This window comes from Streptomyces musisoli (assembly GCF_016741855.1).
In the GTDB taxonomy this organism is placed as follows: domain Bacteria; phylum Actinomycetota; class Actinomycetes; order Streptomycetales; family Streptomycetaceae; genus Streptomyces; species Streptomyces musisoli.
The window spans coordinates 644,243-660,359 of sequence record NZ_JAERRH010000001.1 but is presented as its reverse complement, the minus strand read 5'-3'; the positions used below and the strand labels follow the sequence as shown (position 1 = coordinate 660,359).

At 73.2% G+C, this 16,117-nt stretch carries 14 protein-coding genes; 11 read left to right on the top strand and 3 right to left on the bottom strand.

The features are described 5' to 3' along the window. Positions 1–214: 214 nt before the first annotated feature. Complete coding sequence (locus JK361_RS02720) at positions 215–1,030, top strand: AIM24 family protein (RefSeq protein ID WP_201813966.1); 816 nt, start codon at positions 215–217, stop codon at positions 1,028–1,030. A gap of 197 nt (positions 1,031–1,227) precedes the next feature. Here the strand turns inward: JK361_RS02720 and JK361_RS02715 are convergent, their stop codons facing one another. Both JK361_RS02715 and JK361_RS02710 read right to left on the bottom strand, forming a co-directional pair. Continuing rightward, positions 1,228–1,623 (bottom strand): guanyl-specific ribonuclease, encoded by a 396-nt coding sequence (locus JK361_RS02715; protein WP_201813965.1) that lies wholly within the window; start codon positions 1,621–1,623, stop codon positions 1,228–1,230. Between the two features lie 134 nt (positions 1,624–1,757). After that, complete coding sequence (locus JK361_RS02710) at positions 1,758–1,961, bottom strand: hypothetical protein (protein WP_201813964.1); 204 nt, start codon at positions 1,959–1,961, stop codon at positions 1,758–1,760. A 191-nt stretch (positions 1,962–2,152) separates the two neighbouring features. On the opposite strand from JK361_RS02710, the gene JK361_RS02705 reads away from it, so the two are divergent. From JK361_RS02705 to JK361_RS02695, 3 genes are all read left to right on the top strand, one after another. After that, the gene (locus JK361_RS02705; protein ID WP_236052325.1) at positions 2,153–3,421 is read left to right on the top strand and encodes a sensor histidine kinase; all 1,269 of its coding nucleotides are present in this window, start codon (positions 2,153–2,155) and stop codon (positions 3,419–3,421) included. Positions 3,422–3,875: 454 nt separating this feature from the next. Further along, complete coding sequence (locus tag JK361_RS02700; protein WP_201813962.1) at positions 3,876–4,556, top strand: response regulator; 681 nt, start codon at positions 3,876–3,878, stop codon at positions 4,554–4,556. 69 nt (positions 4,557–4,625) lie between these two features. Beyond that, a complete protein-coding gene (locus JK361_RS02695) occupies positions 4,626–5,810 on the top strand; it encodes a cytochrome P450 family protein (protein ID WP_201813961.1) in 1,185 nt (394 codons plus the stop codon). Between the two features lie 275 nt (positions 5,811–6,085). Here JK361_RS02695 and JK361_RS02690 read toward each other — a convergent pair whose 3' ends face one another. Beyond that, positions 6,086–7,108: a Gfo/Idh/MocA family protein gene (locus JK361_RS02690; protein WP_201813960.1), complete on the bottom strand. Its 1,023-nt coding sequence runs from the start codon at positions 7,106–7,108 to the stop codon at positions 6,086–6,088. A gap of 129 nt (positions 7,109–7,237) precedes the next feature. Between JK361_RS02690 and JK361_RS02685 the strand changes: the two genes are divergently transcribed. The 7 genes from JK361_RS02685 to JK361_RS02655 all read left to right on the top strand — a co-directional run bounded on the left by JK361_RS02685 (position 7,238) and on the right by JK361_RS02655 (position 15,858). Next, positions 7,238–7,975 carry a GntR family transcriptional regulator gene (locus JK361_RS02685; RefSeq protein ID WP_201814241.1) on the top strand — a complete coding sequence of 246 codons (738 nt, stop codon included), beginning with the start codon at positions 7,238–7,240 and terminating at the stop codon, positions 7,973–7,975. A 220-nt stretch (positions 7,976–8,195) separates the two neighbouring features. Continuing rightward, entirely contained in the window at positions 8,196–9,200 is a 1,005-nt protein-coding gene (locus JK361_RS02680) for a sugar ABC transporter substrate-binding protein (protein ID WP_201813959.1), read from the top strand. After that, the gene (locus JK361_RS02675) at positions 9,197–10,249 is read left to right on the top strand and encodes an ABC transporter permease (protein WP_201813958.1); all 1,053 of its coding nucleotides are present in this window, start codon (positions 9,197–9,199) and stop codon (positions 10,247–10,249) included. The genes JK361_RS02680 and JK361_RS02675 overlap by 4 nt, the downstream gene beginning before the upstream one ends. After that, complete coding sequence (locus tag JK361_RS02670) at positions 10,246–11,037, top strand: ATP-binding cassette domain-containing protein (protein ID WP_201813957.1); 792 nt, start codon at positions 10,246–10,248, stop codon at positions 11,035–11,037. Before JK361_RS02675 ends, JK361_RS02670 begins: the two co-directional genes overlap by 4 nt. A gap of 144 nt (positions 11,038–11,181) precedes the next feature. After that, complete coding sequence (locus JK361_RS02665) at positions 11,182–12,327, top strand: ROK family glucokinase (RefSeq protein WP_201813956.1); 1,146 nt, start codon at positions 11,182–11,184, stop codon at positions 12,325–12,327. Beyond that, positions 12,324–12,905: a sugar kinase gene (locus JK361_RS02660; RefSeq protein WP_201813955.1), complete on the top strand. Its 582-nt coding sequence runs from the start codon at positions 12,324–12,326 to the stop codon at positions 12,903–12,905. Before JK361_RS02665 ends, JK361_RS02660 begins: the two co-directional genes overlap by 4 nt. 97 nt (positions 12,906–13,002) lie before the next feature. After that, the gene (locus JK361_RS02655; protein WP_201813954.1) at positions 13,003–15,858 is read left to right on the top strand and encodes an SCO1167/SCO6262 family helicase; all 2,856 of its coding nucleotides are present in this window, start codon (positions 13,003–13,005) and stop codon (positions 15,856–15,858) included. The last annotated feature ends 259 nt before the right edge of the window (positions 15,859–16,117 follow it).

The following is a 16,117-nucleotide window of genomic DNA, read 5'->3' as shown; positions in this document are numbered from 1 at the left end:
GTCCACACGCGCGCGTGGGGCGCCCCGGCCGGGACAGCACCGGGGCGCCCCGCGCGTCACCCGTGGTGAACCAGGTCACCTGGGGTTCACCATGTCGCCCGTGGTGAACCTGTCACCTGGGTTCACACACGTCGCCCGTGGTGAACCTCGTCACCCGTGTGAACCCGCCCGCCGTAGCGGAACTCTTCCGTCCACCTCTCGCGTTGTCTCCCACGTGACCCTTCAGCAAGAGATCGTCGGCAACGCCATGCAGATGGCGGTCGTCAACCTGTACCCCGGCCAGACCGTCTACTGCGAGGCCGGAAAGTTCCTGTTCAAGACGTCGAACGTGACCATGGAGACGCGGCTGTCCGGGCCGTCGGACAACGGCGGGCGGCCGGCGAACGGCTCGGGCGGCGGCATGGGCGGCATGCTGCGCCAGGCCATGGGCACCGCCATGCAGGTCGGCCAGCGCATGCTCGCCGGCGAGTCGCTGGCGTTCCAGTACTTCACCGCCCAGGGCGGCGAGGGCACGGTCGGTTTCGCGGGCGTACTCCCCGGTGAGATGCGTGCCCTGGAGCTCGACGGCACGCGCGCGTGGTTCGCCGAGAAGGACGCCTTCGTGGCCGCCGAGTCCTCCGTCGAGTTCGGCATCGCCTTCAGCGGCGGCCGGACCGGCATGAGCGGCGGCGAGGGCTTCGTCCTGGAGAAGTTCACCGGGCGCGGCACGGTGATCATCGCCGGCGCGGGCAACTTCATCGACCTGAACCCGGCGGACTTCGGCGGCCGTATCGAGGTCGACACCGGCTGTGTGGTCGCCTTCGAGGAGGGCATCCGGTACGGCGTCCAGCGCGTCGGCGGCCTCAACCGCCAGGGGATCATGAACGCCGTCTTCGGCGGCGAGGGCCTGTCGCTGGCCACCCTGGAGGGCGACGGGCGGGTGATCCTCCAGTCCCTCACCATCGAGGGCCTGGCCAACGCCCTGAAGAAGGCCCAGGGCGGCGACAAGCAGGGGCCGACCGGGGGACTGTTCTCGACACACTCCGGCTGAGCCGATCAGCTCCGGGCCCCGCGGGGTCGAGCCGTTGACAAGCACGTTCCGGCGGGCCGCCCCGAGCACGGGTCCCGCGCCCTGCAGGACGGGGCCTGAGCCGGCCGCCGGCCGCGGAGACGGCAGGAGGCCCGGCCGCACTCGGGGCCGGGCCTCCAACGGGTCGCGCCGCTCCTCGAACCGGTCCGTGGGGGGACTCAGCAGCCGTAGTCGATCAGGTCGAACGAGGCGTAGTGGTCCGCCGTGTAGTAGTCCTCCTGGCGCTCCTCGCCGGTGACGACGCGGCGCGCGCCGCGAGTGGGGGAGCCCGGCGTGATCACGGTGTACTCGTGGTAGTAGCCGCTGGACCGGCTGGGCAGGACGCCTTCGCGGTTCGAGAAGACGGTCCCGTCCTGCGAGTACGGGTAGGGACCGCCCTGTTCGATCAGCTTCAGCGTGTCGTGCGCCTGGGAGGGCAGGTCGCCGTAGCAGACGCTGCCGACGGACCGGGCGGCGGCGTCCGCCGTGGTGGCGGAGACGGTGCCGCCCACGAGGAGGGCGGAGAGGAGGGCGGCTGCTGCGCCGATGCGTGTTGCGCGTGGGGGGAATCTCATGGCCCTCATGGTGACGCGCGTAGAGCATGGCATGTCAATGACAATCACTCAGGGTTCGCCGGTAGGTCCGATCAATTCTCCGCGCGTTCACCCGAGCCCCATCATCCCCACGCGGTCCCCACAACTGCCCCGGTTCAGCCGGCCCTTCCGACGCTCTCCGCGGCGGCGAACAGAGCGAACGCGAGCACCACGAGCGCGATGCTCGCGTAGACCTCGTAGCCGTCGAGGAAGCCGATCCGCTGCACGACGCCCACCTGCCAGTCGGTGAACTCGTGCACGATGCCCATCACGCCCTGTGCCAGGGCGACGAATCCGAGAAGCTCCAATACCTGTTTCACGCCACGACTCTCGCCCCGCGGCGCCCTTCGGCGCATCGGCCGAGGGAAGAGCGCCCGGCATCGAAAGGCTGCGCTCGCGCCGGCGGGCGGCGCCGAAAGTACACCGCGGTGCGACTTTGGTCGGTGATCCCGGGCGATCGGTCGGCGATCCGGGCCACGGGGCGGCGGCGGCACGCGATCCGTGCGTAGATTTGTCGGCCGTGAGCGATGACGAGCAGGCGCGGGCGCCGAGAGAGTTCACGGGCCGCCGGTGGCTGTTCCCGTCCGCGCTGGTGCATGAACTGGACCCGGACGCCGGGGCCCCCGGCCGACGGCCGCGGCGCACGGCGCGCGACTGGGTCGTCGACTTCTTCTGCTTCCTCCTGGCCGTCGGCATCGGCCTGGCGGCGGCGCAGTCCCTGCCCGAGGAAGCCGGCCTGCCGCACCCCCTTGCCGTCCTCGACCAGACGCTGGGCGCCCTCTCCTGCGGTGCGGTCTGGCTGCGCCGCCGGTGGCCGGTGGGGCTAGCCGTCGCCATGATCCCGGTCGGCCTGCTGTCCAACACCTCGGGCGGCGCGGCGATGGTCGCCCTGTTCACCCTCGCCGTGCACCGGCCCTTCCGGTACGTCGCCTGGATCGGCGGCGTCGGCCTCGCGCTGGCCCCGCTCCTCTACTGGGTGCGGCCCGACCCCGACCTGCCCTACCTCGGCGTCGTCACCTTCACCACGCTGCTCACCGTGTCGATCACCGGCTGGGGCATGTTCGTCCGCTCCAAACGGATGCTGATGCTCAGCCTCCGGGACCGGGCGCACCGGGCGGAGACCGAGGCACGGCTGCGTGCCGAGCAGGCACAGCGCCTCGCCCGTGAGGCCATCGCCCGAGAGATGCACGACGTGCTCGCCCACCGGCTCACCCTGCTCAGCGTGCACGCGGGCGCTCTGGAGTTCCGGCCGGACGCGCCCCGCGAGGAGGTCGCGCGCGCCGCCGGGGTGATCCGGGAGAGCGCCCACGAGGCCCTCCAGGATCTGCGCGAGATCATCGGCGTACTGCGGGCCGGCGAGTCCGACGAGTCCTCCGGCGGGCGTCCCCAGCCGACGCTGGCAGCGCTGGACGCGCTCGTCGCCGAGTGCCGCGAGGCCGGCATGGAGGTCGCCCTCGACCACCGCGTCGCCGACCCGGCCGCCGTCCCCGTCTCCGTCGGCCGCACCGCCTACCGGATCGCCCAGGAGGCCCTGACCAACGCCCGCAAGCACGCCCCCGGGACCGAGGTCGCGGTCCGTCTCACCGGCGCCCCCGGCGACGGCCTGACGGTCACCGTCGCCAACCCCGCGCCGCCCCCCGAGATCCCGCCCGTGCCCGGCTCCGGCCAGGGCCTGATCGGCCTCACCGAACGGGCCACGCTGGCGGGGGGACGCCTGGAGCACGGCACGCGTCCCGACGGAGGGTTCGAGGTGCGGGGGTGGCTGCCGTGGCCCCCCTGAGGGACGCCTCGTCCGCCTGCCCGCGCGCACATCCGGCGCGTGGGGCCGTAGCCCTGAGGGTCGTCGTCTCCGGGTGCGTGCGCGCCCATCCGGCGTTTGGGGCCGTAGCCCTGAGGGTCGTCGTCTTCGGGGGCGTGCGCGCCCATCCGGCGTTTGGGGCCGTAGCCCTGAGGGTCGTCGTCTTCGGGGGCGTGCGCGCCCATCCGGCGCTTGGGCCCGTAACCCCCAGGGACGTCGTCTCCGGGTGCGTGCGCGCCCATCCGGCGCTTGAGCCCGTCGCCCCGAGGGACGTCGTCGTCCCCGCGTGCCCGCAGGCCCGTCCGGCATGCGGGGCCGCCGCCCTGAGGGCCCTCGTCCGCGCCGGCCCGCACGCGGACCCGGTACGCGTGCGCGTGCCGCCCGCCGTAGGCCGAATCCCCCGTCCCCCGCTCCCCGATCATGATTACGTGACCCCATGACTGCGACGCCGATCAGACTCCTCCTCGTGGACGACGACCCCCTGGTACGCGCCGGTCTGGCGCTGATGATCGGCGGGGCCGAGGACATCGAGGTCGTCGGGGAGGCCGCCGACGGCGCCGAGGCCGACGAACTCGTGCGGCGGACCAGGCCGGACGTCGTCCTGATGGACATCCGGATGCCGTCGGTGGACGGGATCACCGCGACCCGACGGCTGCGCGCCAGGCCGGACGCCCCGCAGGTCGTGGTGCTCACCACCTTCCACGCCGACGAACAGGTGCTGCACGCCCTGCGCGCCGGCGCCGCCGGCTTCGTACTCAAGGACACCCCGCCCGCCGAGATCGTCGCCGCCGTGCGCCGGGTCGCCGCCGGAGACCCGGTCCTGTCGCCCGCCGTCACCCGGCAGCTGATGCGGCACGCGGCCGGCACCGCGGCCGACGCCCGGCAGACCCGCGCGCGGGAACGGCTCGCCGTCCTCAACGACCGCGAACGCGAGGTCGCCGTCGGCGTCGGCCGCGGACTCGCCAACGCCGGGATCGCCGCCGAACTCTTCATCAGCGTGGCCACCGTCAAGGCCCACGTCTCGCGCATCCTCGCCAAGCTCGGCCTCGACAACCGGGTCCAGATCGCGCTGCTCGCCTACGACGCCGGGCTGCTGGAGAGCGAGGACGGGCACTAGCCGGACGCCGTACGCGTTGTCCCAATGACGGCCGACGGCCGTGGCCTCGGGCAGGCCCTAGGGGAGGACATGGAACGAGTGATCGACCTGACGGGATCGGCCGACGTACTGCGCCGGGATCCGCACCCGGTGTACGCACGCCTGCGCGAACAGGGGCCCGTGCACCGGGTCCGGCTCGCCATGCCGGGCGGGGACTGGGAGACCTGGCTCGTCGTGGGATACGAGGAGGCCCGGGCCGCCCTCGCCGACCAGCGGCTGGCCAAGGACATCGCCAAGCTCGGCACCGTACCGCTGGACGAGCAACTGATCGGCAAATATCTGCTGGTCGCCGACCCGCCGCAGCACACACGTCTGCGCGGCCTCGTCACGCGGGCCTTCACCGCGCGCCGGGTCGAGCAACTGCGCCCGCGGATCCGGCAGATCACCGACGGCCTGCTCGACGAGATGCTGCCGCACGGCCGCGCCGACCTCATCGACTCCCTCGCCTACCCCCTGCCGATCACGGTCATCTGCGAGCTGCTCGGCGTGCCCGAGATGGACCGCGCGGAGTTCCGGATGATCTCCACGGAGGTGGTCGCGCCCACCGGTGCCGATGCCGAGCACGCCGCGATCGTCCGCCTCGCCGAGTACCTCGACGAGCTGATCGAGGACAAGCGCTGCGCCGGACCCACGGACGACCTGCTCAGCGATCTGATCCGCACCACCTCCGAGGACGGCGACCGGCTCTCCGTGCGGGAACTGCGGGGCATGGCCTTCCTCCTGCTCGTCGCGGGCCACGAGACCACGGTCAACCTCATCGGCAACGGCGTGCTCGCCCTGCTCACCCATCCCGCCCAACTGGCGGCCCTGCGCGCCGACATGACCCTCCTCGACGGAGCGGTGGAGGAGACGCTGCGCTGGGAGGGCCCCGTGGAGAACGCTACGTTCCGGTACGCCGCCGAGCCCCTGGAGATCGCGGGCGTCGGCATCGCGCAGGGCGACGACGTGCTGATCGGCCTCACCGCCGCCCAGCGCGACGGCGCCCGCTACGCCGACCCGGACCGCTTCGACATCCGCCGTGACACCCGCGGTCACCTCGCCTTCGGCCACGGCATCCACTACTGCCTGGGCGCACCCCTGGCCCGCCTGGAGGGCAGGACCGCGATCGGCACCCTCCTGGAGCGCGCCCCCGGCCTCGCCCTGGACGGCGAGCCGGGGGAGTGGCTGCCGGGCATGCTGATGAGAGGCGTGCGGAGCCTGCCGGTGCGGTGGTAACAGGCGCCGGTGGCCCGGTGGCCCGGTGGCCCGGTGGCCCGGTGGCCCGGTGGCCCGGTGGCCGGGTGGCTCGGTGATCGGGTGGTCCGGTGGCCGGGTGGTCCGGTGGCCGGGTGGCTCGGTGATCGGTGATCCGGTGGCCCGTGCCCGGGTGGTGGCCGGGGTGCCGGGTCCGTGGGCGACGCTCAGCCGGGCGCCGGGTCCGTGGGCGACGCTCAGCCGGGCGCCGGGTCCGTGGGCGACGCTCAGCCGGGCGCCGGGTCCGTGGGCGATGCTCAGTCGTGCGACGGCCGGGGCCGGTCCGGGATCTCGGTGAGGGCCACCGGGCGCCGGTTTTGGCGGGAGATCTCGCAGGCCTCGGCGATCCGCAGCGCCTGCAACGCCTCGTGGCCGTCGCACGGGTTGGCGCGTTCGCCGCGGACCACCTCCACGAAGGCGTTCAGCTCGGCCTCGTAGGCGGGCCCGAACCGCTCCAGGAACCCCGCCCACGGCTTGTCCGCCGGTGGCGGCCCGGTCGGTTCGGTGGATGCCAGGGGCGTGCGGTCGTCCAGGCCCACCACCACCGTGTCGCGCTCCCCGGCCAGTTCCATGCGGACGTCGTAGCCGGCGCCGTTCAGCCGGGTCGCCGTCGCCGTGGCCAGCGTGCCGTCGTCCAGCGTGAGCAGGGCCGCGCCCGTGTCCACGTCACCGGCCTCGCGGAACATCGCGGGACCGGCGTCCGACCCGGTGGCGTACACGTCGGTCACCTCCCGGCCCGTCACCCAGCGCAGCACGTCGAAGTCGTGGATCAGCGTGTCCCGGAACAGCCCGCCGGACAGCGGCAGCCACTCGGCCGGGGGCGGGGACTGGTCGCAGGTCATGGCCCGTACGGTGTGCAGCCTGCCGAGCCGGCCCGTGGCCACGGCCTCCCGGGCGCCGGCGTAGCCCGCGTCGAACCGCCGCTGGAAGCCCATCTGAAGGACGGTCCCGGCGGTCTCCACGTCGGCGAGCGCCTGAAGCGTGCCCGGCAGGTCCAGCGCGATGGGTTTCTCGCAGAAGACCGGCAGGCCCGAGCGGGCCGCCCGGCCGATGAGTTCGGCGTGGGCCGCCGTGGCCGTGGTGATCACCACGGCGTCCACGCCCCACTTGAAGATCTCGTCCACGCCCGGCGCGACCGTCTCGCCCAGCCGGTGCGCCAGCGCCTGCGCCCGCGCCGGGTCCGCGTCGGTCAGGATCAGGGAGCCGACCTCGCGGTGGCGGCTGAGCGTCCTCGCGTGAAGGGTGCCGATGCGGCCCGTACCGATGACCCCGATGCGCATGGAAACAAAGTGAGGGCGGACCCCGTACGCTGTCAATGCGTATGTCCGGACAACCGAACTACACGACTTCCCGTCAACCATGCACGGGGCTACGCTCGGCCCGTGCCGAAACCAGATGTGGACCCGACCGTGTCGCTCGACCTCCGTGTGGACCGTAGCTCCCCGGTGCCGTTGTACTTCCAGCTCTCCCAGCAGCTGGAGGCAGCCATCGAACACGGCACCCTCACCCCGGGCAGCCTGCTGGGCAACGAGATCGAGCTGGCCGCGCGGCTCGGCCTGTCCCGGCCGACCGTCCGTCAGGCCATCCAGTCCCTCGTCGACAAGGGGCTGCTCGTCCGGCGCCGGGGCGTGGGCACACAGGTCGTGCACAGCCAGGTCAAGCGTCCGCTGGAGCTGAGCAGCCTCTACGACGACCTGGAGGCGGCCGGCCAGCGCCCCGCGACCAAGGTGCTGGTCAACACGGTCGTTCCGGCCTCCGCCACGGTCGCCGCCGCGCTCGGTGTCACCGAGGGCGGTGACGTCCACCGCATCGAGCGGCTCCGTCTCGCGCACGGCGAGCCGATGGCCTATCTGATCAACCACCTGCCCCTGGGCCTGCTGGACCTGGACACCGACCAGCTGGAGGCCACCGGTCTGTACCGGCTGATGCGGTCCGCCGGGATCACCCTGCACAGCGCCCGCCAGTCCATCGGCGCCCGAGGCGCCACGGCCGCCGAGGCCGAGCGGCTCACCGAGGCCGAGGGGGCCCCGCTGCTCACCATGCAGCGCACCACCTTCGACGACACCGGCCGCGCGGTCGAGTTCGGCGACCACACCTACCGCCCCAGCCGCTACTCCTTCGAGTTCCAGCTGCTCGTCCGGCCCTGAGGGAGCCCCGGCGCTCCTCGCACCGTCCGGACGTCTTTCGTCGCAATGTCCGGACAATGCGACCGGGCGTGGTCCCCCGGTCGTGTCATGCGCGTTCCCTGTGTTCGATACTGGAGCGTTTGGGGCTGGTGAGGTCACCGCCGGCAGGCACCGACGGTGAGGTCGCCCGCCCCTCACGCACGTCGGAGCAGCAAGAGCACAGCAAGAAGGGCACGGCCTCGTGGCACGGTTTCGGACCTGGGTAGGCATAGCGCTGGCGGGGACACTCTCCGTGTCCCTCGCGGCGTGCAGCAGCACCGGAGGCAAGCGGGCGGAGGACGCCCGCAAGGCCGCCGCGGCCCAGGGGAGAGCGGCGGTGAACACCCCGCGCTGGACCTTCGCGATGATCACTCACTCGGGGGACGGCGACACCTTCTGGGACATCGTCCAGAGCGGCGCCAAGCAGGCGGCGATCAAGGACAACATCAACTTCCTGTACTCGCACGACGACGAGGCCCAGCAGCAGGCCCAGCTGGTGGACGCCGCCGTGGACAAGAAGGTCGACGGCATCATCGTCACCCTCGCCAAGCCGGACGCCATGAAGGCCGCCGTGGCCCGCGCCGAGAAGGCCGGCATCCCGGTGATCACGGTGAACTCCGGCTCCGAGGAGTCCAGGGCCTTCGGTGCCCTCACCCACATCGGCCAGGACGAGACCATCGCCGGCGAGGCCGTCGGCGACGAGCTGAACCGGCGCGGCCGGAAGAAGGCCCTGTGCGTGCTGCACGAGCAGGGCAACGTCGGCCACGAGCAGCGCTGCGACGGCGTCGCCGAGACCTTCCGCGGCACACTGCGCAAGCTCTACGTCAACGGCACCAACATGCCCGACGTGCAGTCCGCGATCGAGGCCAAGCTCCAGGCCGACACCTCGATCGACTCCGTCGTCACCCTCGGTGCGCCCTACGCCGACACCGCCGTGAAGGCCAGGACGGACGCGGGCAGCAAGGCCGAGATCGACACCTTCGACCTCAACGCCAAGGTCGCGGCCGCGCTGAAGGACGGCACCCTCGGCTTCGCCGTGGACCAGCAGCCGTATCTCCAGGGCTACCAGGCCGTCGACCTGCTGTGGCTGTACAAGTACAACGCCGACGTCCTCGGCGGCGGCAAGCCGGTCCTGACCGGCCCGCAGATCATCACCAAGGACCAGGCGTCCGCGCTGGCGGAGTACACCGACCGGGGCACCCGATGACCGCGACCGTGGACCGCACCGACGGCAAGACGGCCGACGAGAGGATTGCGCCGGCCTCGGTCCTGCGGACCCTGCTCGCCCGCCCGGAACTGGGCTCGGTCGTCGGCGCCCTGGCCGTCCTCGCCTTCTTCGCCTTCGCCGCCGACGGCTTCCTGCGCGCCTCCAGCCTCAGCACGGTCCTGTACGCCTCCTCGACCATCGGCATCATGGCCGTACCGGTCGCCCTGCTGATGATCGGCGGCGAGTTCGACCTGTCGGCCGGCGTCCTCGTGACGTCCTCCGCGCTGATCTCGTCGATGTTCAGCTACCAGATGACGGCGAACACCTGGGTCGGCGTCGGCGTCTCGCTGCCGGCCACCCTCGCCATCGGCGCCTTCAACGGCTTCGTGCTCACCCGCACCAAGCTGCCCAGCTTCATCGTGACGCTCGGCACCTTCCTGATGCTGACCGGCATGAACCTCGGCCTCACCAAGCTGATCGACGGCACGGTCTCCACCAAGACCATCGGCGACATGGAGGGCTTCTCGAGCGCCCGCGCCGTCTTCGCCTCGACGATCACCCTCGGCGGCGTCGACTTCAAGGTCACCATCCTGTGGTGGCTGGGCCTCGTCGCCCTCGCCTCCTGGATCCTGCTGCGCACCCGCACCGGCAACTGGATCTTCGCCGTCGGCGGCAACGAGGACGCGGCCCGCGCGGTCGGCGTCCCGGTCGCCAGGACCAAGATCGGCCTCTACATGGGCGTCGCGTTCGGCGCCTGGGTCTCCGGCCAGCACCTGCTCTTCTCCTTCGACGCCGTCCAGTCCGGCGAGGGCGTCGGCAACGAGCTGATCTACATCATCGCGGCCGTCATCGGCGGCTGCCTGATCACCGGCGGCTACGGCAGCGCGGTCGGCTCGGCCGTCGGCGCCCTGCTCTTCGGCATGACCAGCAAGGGCATCGTCTTCGCCGAGTGGAACCCCGACTGGTTCAAGTTCTTCCTCGGAGCGATGCTGCTCCTCGCGACCCTGCTCAACGCCTGGGTCCGCAAGCGCGCGGAGGCCACGAAATGACCGAGACCGAGACGCGCCCGGCCCTGGTGGAGCTGTCCGGGGTCGGCAAGCACTACGGCGGCGTCCGCGCCCTGGAGGGAGTCTCCCTCCAGGTCCACGCGGGCGAGATCACCTGCGTCCTCGGCGACAACGGCGCGGGCAAGTCGACGCTGATCAAGACCATCGCCGGCCTGCACCGGCACGACACCGGCACCCTGCGCATCGAGGGCGAGGAGATCCGCCTCGCCTCCCCGCGCGAGGCCCTGGACCGGGGCATCGCCACGGTCTACCAGGACCTGGCCGTCGTCCCCCTCATGCCGGTCTGGCGCAACTTCTTCCTCGGCTCCGAGCCCCGCACCGGCGTCGGCCCCTTCAAGCGCCTGGACACCGGCCTGATGCGCCGCACCACCCGGGAGGCGCTGCTCCGCATGGGCATCGACCTGCGGGACGTCGACCAGCCCATCGGCACCCTCTCCGGCGGTGAACGCCAGTGCGTGGCGATCGCCCGCGCGGTCCACTTCGGCGCGAAGGTCCTGATCCTGGACGAGCCGACGGCGGCACTCGGAGTGAAACAGTCCGGTGTGGTCCTGAAATATGTGGCCGCGGCACGGGACGAGGGCCTGGGCGTCGTCTTGATCACCCACAACCCGCATCACGCGTATCTGGTGGGCGACCGGTTCGTCCTCCTGCGCCGCGGAACGATGGTGGGCAATCACACACGGGACGAGATCACCCTGGACGAGCTGACGCGGCAGATGGCCGGCGGCTCCGACCTGGACGTCCTGCGCCACGAACTGCAACGGGGCTGAGGAGACGGGGGGCCGCGCCGGTGCGCGGTCCCCCGCCACACGGGCGCGATCGACCACGACCGACCGCACCCGGCACGGCTCGCGCACCCCCGCCTCCCGTCCCGTACAGCACCCCTACCGGCGGTGAGGCACAATCGACCAACGATGAGCACCTACCGCGACCTCACCGCCCCCATCGGCTCCCGCCGGGCCCCTGTGCTTCGCACGGTCGGGACACGGGAACGCCGATCCCACCTGACAGCACCCCGTGTGCCCACGGTCGGCATCGACATCGGCGGCACCAAGGTCATGGCGGGCGTCGTGGACGCCGACGGCAACATCCTGGAGAGGCTCCGCACGGAGACCCCGGACAAGTCCAAGAGCCCCAAGGTCGTCGAGGACACCATCGTCGAACTGGTCCTGGACCTGTCCGACCGGCACGACGTGCACGCGGTCGGCATCGGCGCGGCCGGCTGGGTCGACGCCGACCGCAACCGCGTCCTGTTCGCCCCGCACCTGTCCTGGCGCAACGAACCGCTGCGCGACCGCCTCGCCGGCCGGCTCTCCGTGCCGGTCCTCGTGGACAACGACGCCAACACCGCCGCCTGGGCGGAGTGGCGTTTCGGCGCCGGGCGCGGCGAGGACCACCTCGTCATGATCACCCTCGGCACCGGCATCGGCGGCGCCATCCTGGAGGACGGCCAGGTCAAGCGCGGCAAGTTCGGCGTCGCCGGCGAGTTCGGCCATATGCAGGTCGTCCCCGGCGGCCACCGCTGCCCGTGCGGCAACCGCGGCTGCTGGGAGCAGTACAGCTCCGGCAACGCCCTGGTCCGCGAGGCGCGCGAGCTGGCCGCCGCCGACTCCCCGGTGGCCTACGGGATCATCGAGCACGTCAAGGGCAACGTCGGCGACATCACCGGCCCGCTGATCACCGAGCTGGCCCGCGAGGGCGACGCGATGTGCGTGGAGCTGCTCCAGGACATCGGCCAGTGGCTCGGCGTCGGCATCGCCAACCTCGCGGCCGCCCTCGACCCCTCCTGCTTCGTGATCGGCGGCGGCGTCAGCGCCGCCGACGACCTGCTCATCGGCCCCGCCCGGGACGCCTTCAAGCGCCACCTCACCGGCCGCGGCTACCGCCCCGAGGCCCGCATCACCCGCGCCCAGCTCGGCCCCGAGGCCGGCATGGTGGGCGCCGCCGACCTGGCCCGGCTGGTCGCCCGCCGGTTCCGCCGGGCCAAGCGGCGCCGGGTGGAGCGCTACGAGCGCTACGAGCGGTACGCCCAGGCCCGCCGCGACCGGGACAGCGCATGACGCCGTCGCTGCCCCACCAGGGCGGCCCGCCGGACGAGCGGGGACAGCACGCCGAGGACCCGCGCCACAAGGCCAGGCGCCGGGCGCTGACCCTGCTGATCATCGTGCTGCTCATCGGCGTCCCGGCCGGCTACCTGGTGATCTCCGCGAACCAGAGCCGCAACAGCGGCAAGGACAAGGAGGCGAAGTACTCCGCCACCGGCCTCACCGCCGGCTGGCCGTCCAAGGTGCAGCGCCGCCTCTACCAGGTGCCCGTCCCGCTCCCCGCCGACGACATCGCCTACTACGAGACGAACAACTGGAAGACCAGCCGCCTCTACGTCCAGTTCCGCACCAACCCGGCCGGCCTGGACAGCTTCCTGGAGGGCATGGGCCTGCGCCGGGAACAGCTGAAGAAGGACTACGTCGCGGTCGGCGAGCGGGACCGGAAGGTCAGCGGCTGGACCTTCTCCGGCGACGGCCCCTGGTGGGGTCTGACCCACGAGGACAAGAACCCGGCGCCCACCCAGGACGTGGTCGTCAACCTGTCCGACCCGGCGAACCCGACCGTGTTCGTGGTCTCCCGCACGGTCCCGTGACCAGGGGCCCCGACCGGGCCTCGGAGCCGGTTGTCAGACCCCGCCCGTAGAGTCGGAGACATCTGGTCCGACGCACGGGCGGGAGGTGGCAGGACGTATGAGCGGCACGGCCGGGGTGGCCGAGCGCACGGGGGGTTCCCGGGAGACGGAGACCGGGCACCCGGTCCCGGTGCGCCTCGCGTCCGTCTACCTGCCCGCACCCCTGCCCCGCGAGGGCCGACTCGCCTTCTGGGACCCCGAGGGCGGCCCGCTGCCCACGGCCCCCGGGGACGGCACGCAGGAGCTGACGGTCGTCCGCCGCCACGGCGCCGGGGTGCGCCGCCGGCAGGTGCCCGCGCTGACCGTGCCGCTCGCCGAGGCCCTGCCCCTGCTGGTCCGCGCCCGGCGCGACCCGGCCGCCCACCCGGCCACCGCCTGCTGGGGCGCCGCCGCCCTGCACGCGCTGCGGCTCGTCGCCCGGGGCCGGCTGCTGCCGGGCCTGACCCCGGCCGGTCACGACGCCTGGCGGGCCGGCCCGCTGGAGCCCGAGGACATCGCCCACCTGCGCGCGATCGCCGCGGCCCTGCCCCCCGAGGGCCACGCCGTCCCCCTGCCGGGCCCGGGCGTGCTCCGGCTGCCCGAACCGGAGGCACTGGTCCGCTCCTTCCTGGACGCGGTCGCCGACACCCTGCCGCGCACCCCCGCGGCCCCCCACACCTCCGGCCGGCCCTTCGCCGCCCGCGAGCCGCAGAGCCTGCCCGATGCCCACGAGTGGGCGGCCGAGGTCGCCGCCGGCATGGACGCGGGCGTGCGGATCTCGCTCCGCCTGGACCTGTCCGCGTACGACGTCTTCGACGCCGCCGCCGACGACGGCGTCCGAGCCGCCGGAGCCGCCGTCGTGCAGGTGCACAGCCTCGCCGACCCCACCCTGGTGGCCGACGCGGCGGCCCTGTGGGCCGGGGAGGCCGACACGGCGTTCGGCCCCCGCGCACGCGTGGACGCGGCCCTCGCCGTCCGGCGCGCCGCCCGGGTGTGGCCGCCGCTGGACCGCCTCGCCGCGCAGGACGTCCCCGACGTCCTCGCCCTGTCCGAGGAGGAGCTGGGCGAGCTGCTCGGCGTGGCGGCGAGCCGGCTGGCCGCCGCCGGCGTCGCCGTGCACTGGCCCCGGGACCTCGCCCGCGACCTGTCCGCCACCGCCGTGGTCCGTCCGGCACCCGGCTCGGCGACCGACGGCACCGGCTTCTTCGAGAGCGAGGACCTGCTCCGTTTCCGCTGGCAGCTGGCGCTCGGCGGCGATCCGCTGAGCGAGGCCGAGATGGACGCCCTCGCCGAGGCCCACCGTCCCGTCGTACGGCTCCGGGACCGCTGGGTGCTGGTCGATCCCGCGCTGGTCCGCAAGGCCCGCAAGCGCGAGCTGGGCCTGCTCGACCCGGTCGACGCGCTCTCCGTGGCGCTGACCGGCGAGGCCGAGGTCGACGGCGAGAGCGTCGAGGTCGTCCCCGCGGGCGCGCTGGCCGCCCTCCGCGACCGGCTCACCGCGGGCCTGCGCCCCGCCGACCCGCCGCCCGGCCTGAACGCCACCCTCCGCGACTACCAGCTGCGCGGTCTGGCCTGGCTCGACCTGATGACCTCGCTCGGCCTCGGCGGCTGCCTCGCCGACGACATGGGCCTCGGCAAGACCGTCACCCTCATCGCCCTGCACCTGAAGCGGGCCCGCACCGAGCCGACCCTCGTGGTCTGTCCGGCCTCCCTCCTCGGCAACTGGCAGCGGGAGATCACCAGGTTCGCCCCGGGCGTGCCCGTCCGCCGCTTCCACGGCCAGGGCCGCACCCTGGAGGGCATCGACGGCGGCTTCGTCCTCACCACGTACGGCACCATGCGCTCCACCGCGGCCCGCCTCGCCGAGCAGCCGTGGGGCATGGTCGTCGCCGACGAGGCACAGCACGTGAAGAACCCCTACGCCGCGACCGCCAAGGCGCTGCGCACCATCCCGGCCCCCGCACGCGTGGCGCTCACCGGCACCCCGGTGGAGAACAACCTCTCCGAACTGTGGGCCCTGCTCGACTGGACCACCCCCGGCCTCCTCGGCCCGCTGAAGTCCTTCCGCGCGCGGCACGCCCGCGCGGTGGAGAACGGCGAGGACGCGGAGGCCGTGGAGCGCCTGTCCCGGCTGGTCCGGCCGTTCCTGCTGCGCCGCAGGAAGTCCGACCCGGGCATCGTGCCCGAGCTGCCGCCCAAGACCGAGACCGACCACCCGGTGCCGCTCACCCGGGAGCAGGCCGCGCTGTACGAGGCGGTGGTGCGGGAGTCGATGCTGGCGATCGAGACGGCCGAGGGCATGGCCCGCCGGGGCCTGGTCCTGAAACTGCTCGGCGCGCTGAAGCAGATCTGCGACCACCCGGCGCTCTATCTGAAGGAGGACGCGCGCGCCGACCGGCTCGCCGCGCGCTCCGGCAAACTCGCCCTGCTGGACGAGCTGCTGGACACCCTGCTCGCCGAGGACGGCTCGGCGCTCGTCTTCACCCAGTACGTCGGCATGGCCCGCCTGCTCACCGCCCACCTGTCGGCCCGGGCCGTCCCTGTCGACCTGCTGCACGGCGGCACCCCGGTCCCGGAGCGGGAGCGCATGGTCGACCGGTTCCAGAACGGCGAGACGCCGGTCCTCGTCCTTTCCCTGAAGGCCGCCGGCACGGGCCTGAACCTCACCCGCGCGGGCCATGTCATCCACTTCGACCGCTGGTGGAACCCGGCCGTCGAGGAACAGGCGACGGACCGCGCCTACCGCATCGGCCAGACCCAGCCCGTGCAGGTCCACCGCCTGGTCACCGAGGGGACGGTGGAGGACCGCATCGCCGAGATGCTCGCCGCCAAGCGTGCCCTGGCCGACGCCATCCTCGGTTCGGGCGAGGCGGCACTCACCGAGCTGACCGACCGCGAGCTGACCGACCTTGTCTCCCTGCGGAGGACGTCATGACGGGCACCGGCCGGCCCCGCCCCGGCGACGCCGCCCGCGAGGCCCTGCGGGCGGCCCGGGAGCGGGCCGAGGCCGTGCGGGAGGGCACGGCGCGAGCCACGACGGAGGGCGCCCCGACCGTCGCGGAGGAGGGCGACCCGCGTGCGTCGCGTTCCGCGACGGGGGTCGCCGGTGCCGGTGATGGTGCCGGTCGAGGGGCGGTGGCCGGTCCGGCCACGGCGGGCGGCGAGGGCGGCCCGGACGGTACCGATGCCGCCGG

Bases quoted from the DNA above. Each gene is read 5' to 3' on its own strand.
- JK361_RS02715 (WP_201813965.1), bottom strand. From the start codon at position 1,623: ATGAGATTCCCCCCACGCGCAACACGCATCGGCGCAGCAGCCGCCCTC.
- JK361_RS02700 (WP_201813962.1), top strand. From the start codon at position 3,876: ATGACTGCGACGCCGATCAGACTCCTCCTCGTGGACGACGACCCCCTG.
- JK361_RS02695 (WP_201813961.1), top strand. From the start codon at position 4,626: ATGGAACGAGTGATCGACCTGACGGGATCGGCCGACGTACTGCGCCGG.
- JK361_RS02690 (WP_201813960.1), bottom strand. From the start codon at position 7,108: ATGCGCATCGGGGTCATCGGTACGGGCCGCATCGGCACCCTTCACGCG.
- JK361_RS02675 (WP_201813958.1), top strand. From the start codon at position 9,197: ATGACCGCGACCGTGGACCGCACCGACGGCAAGACGGCCGACGAGAGG.
- JK361_RS02670 (WP_201813957.1), top strand. From the start codon at position 10,246: ATGACCGAGACCGAGACGCGCCCGGCCCTGGTGGAGCTGTCCGGGGTC.
- JK361_RS02665 (WP_201813956.1), top strand. From the start codon at position 11,182: ATGAGCACCTACCGCGACCTCACCGCCCCCATCGGCTCCCGCCGGGCC.
- JK361_RS02660 (WP_201813955.1), top strand. From the start codon at position 12,324: ATGACGCCGTCGCTGCCCCACCAGGGCGGCCCGCCGGACGAGCGGGGA.
- JK361_RS02655 (WP_201813954.1), top strand. From the start codon at position 13,003: ATGAGCGGCACGGCCGGGGTGGCCGAGCGCACGGGGGGTTCCCGGGAG.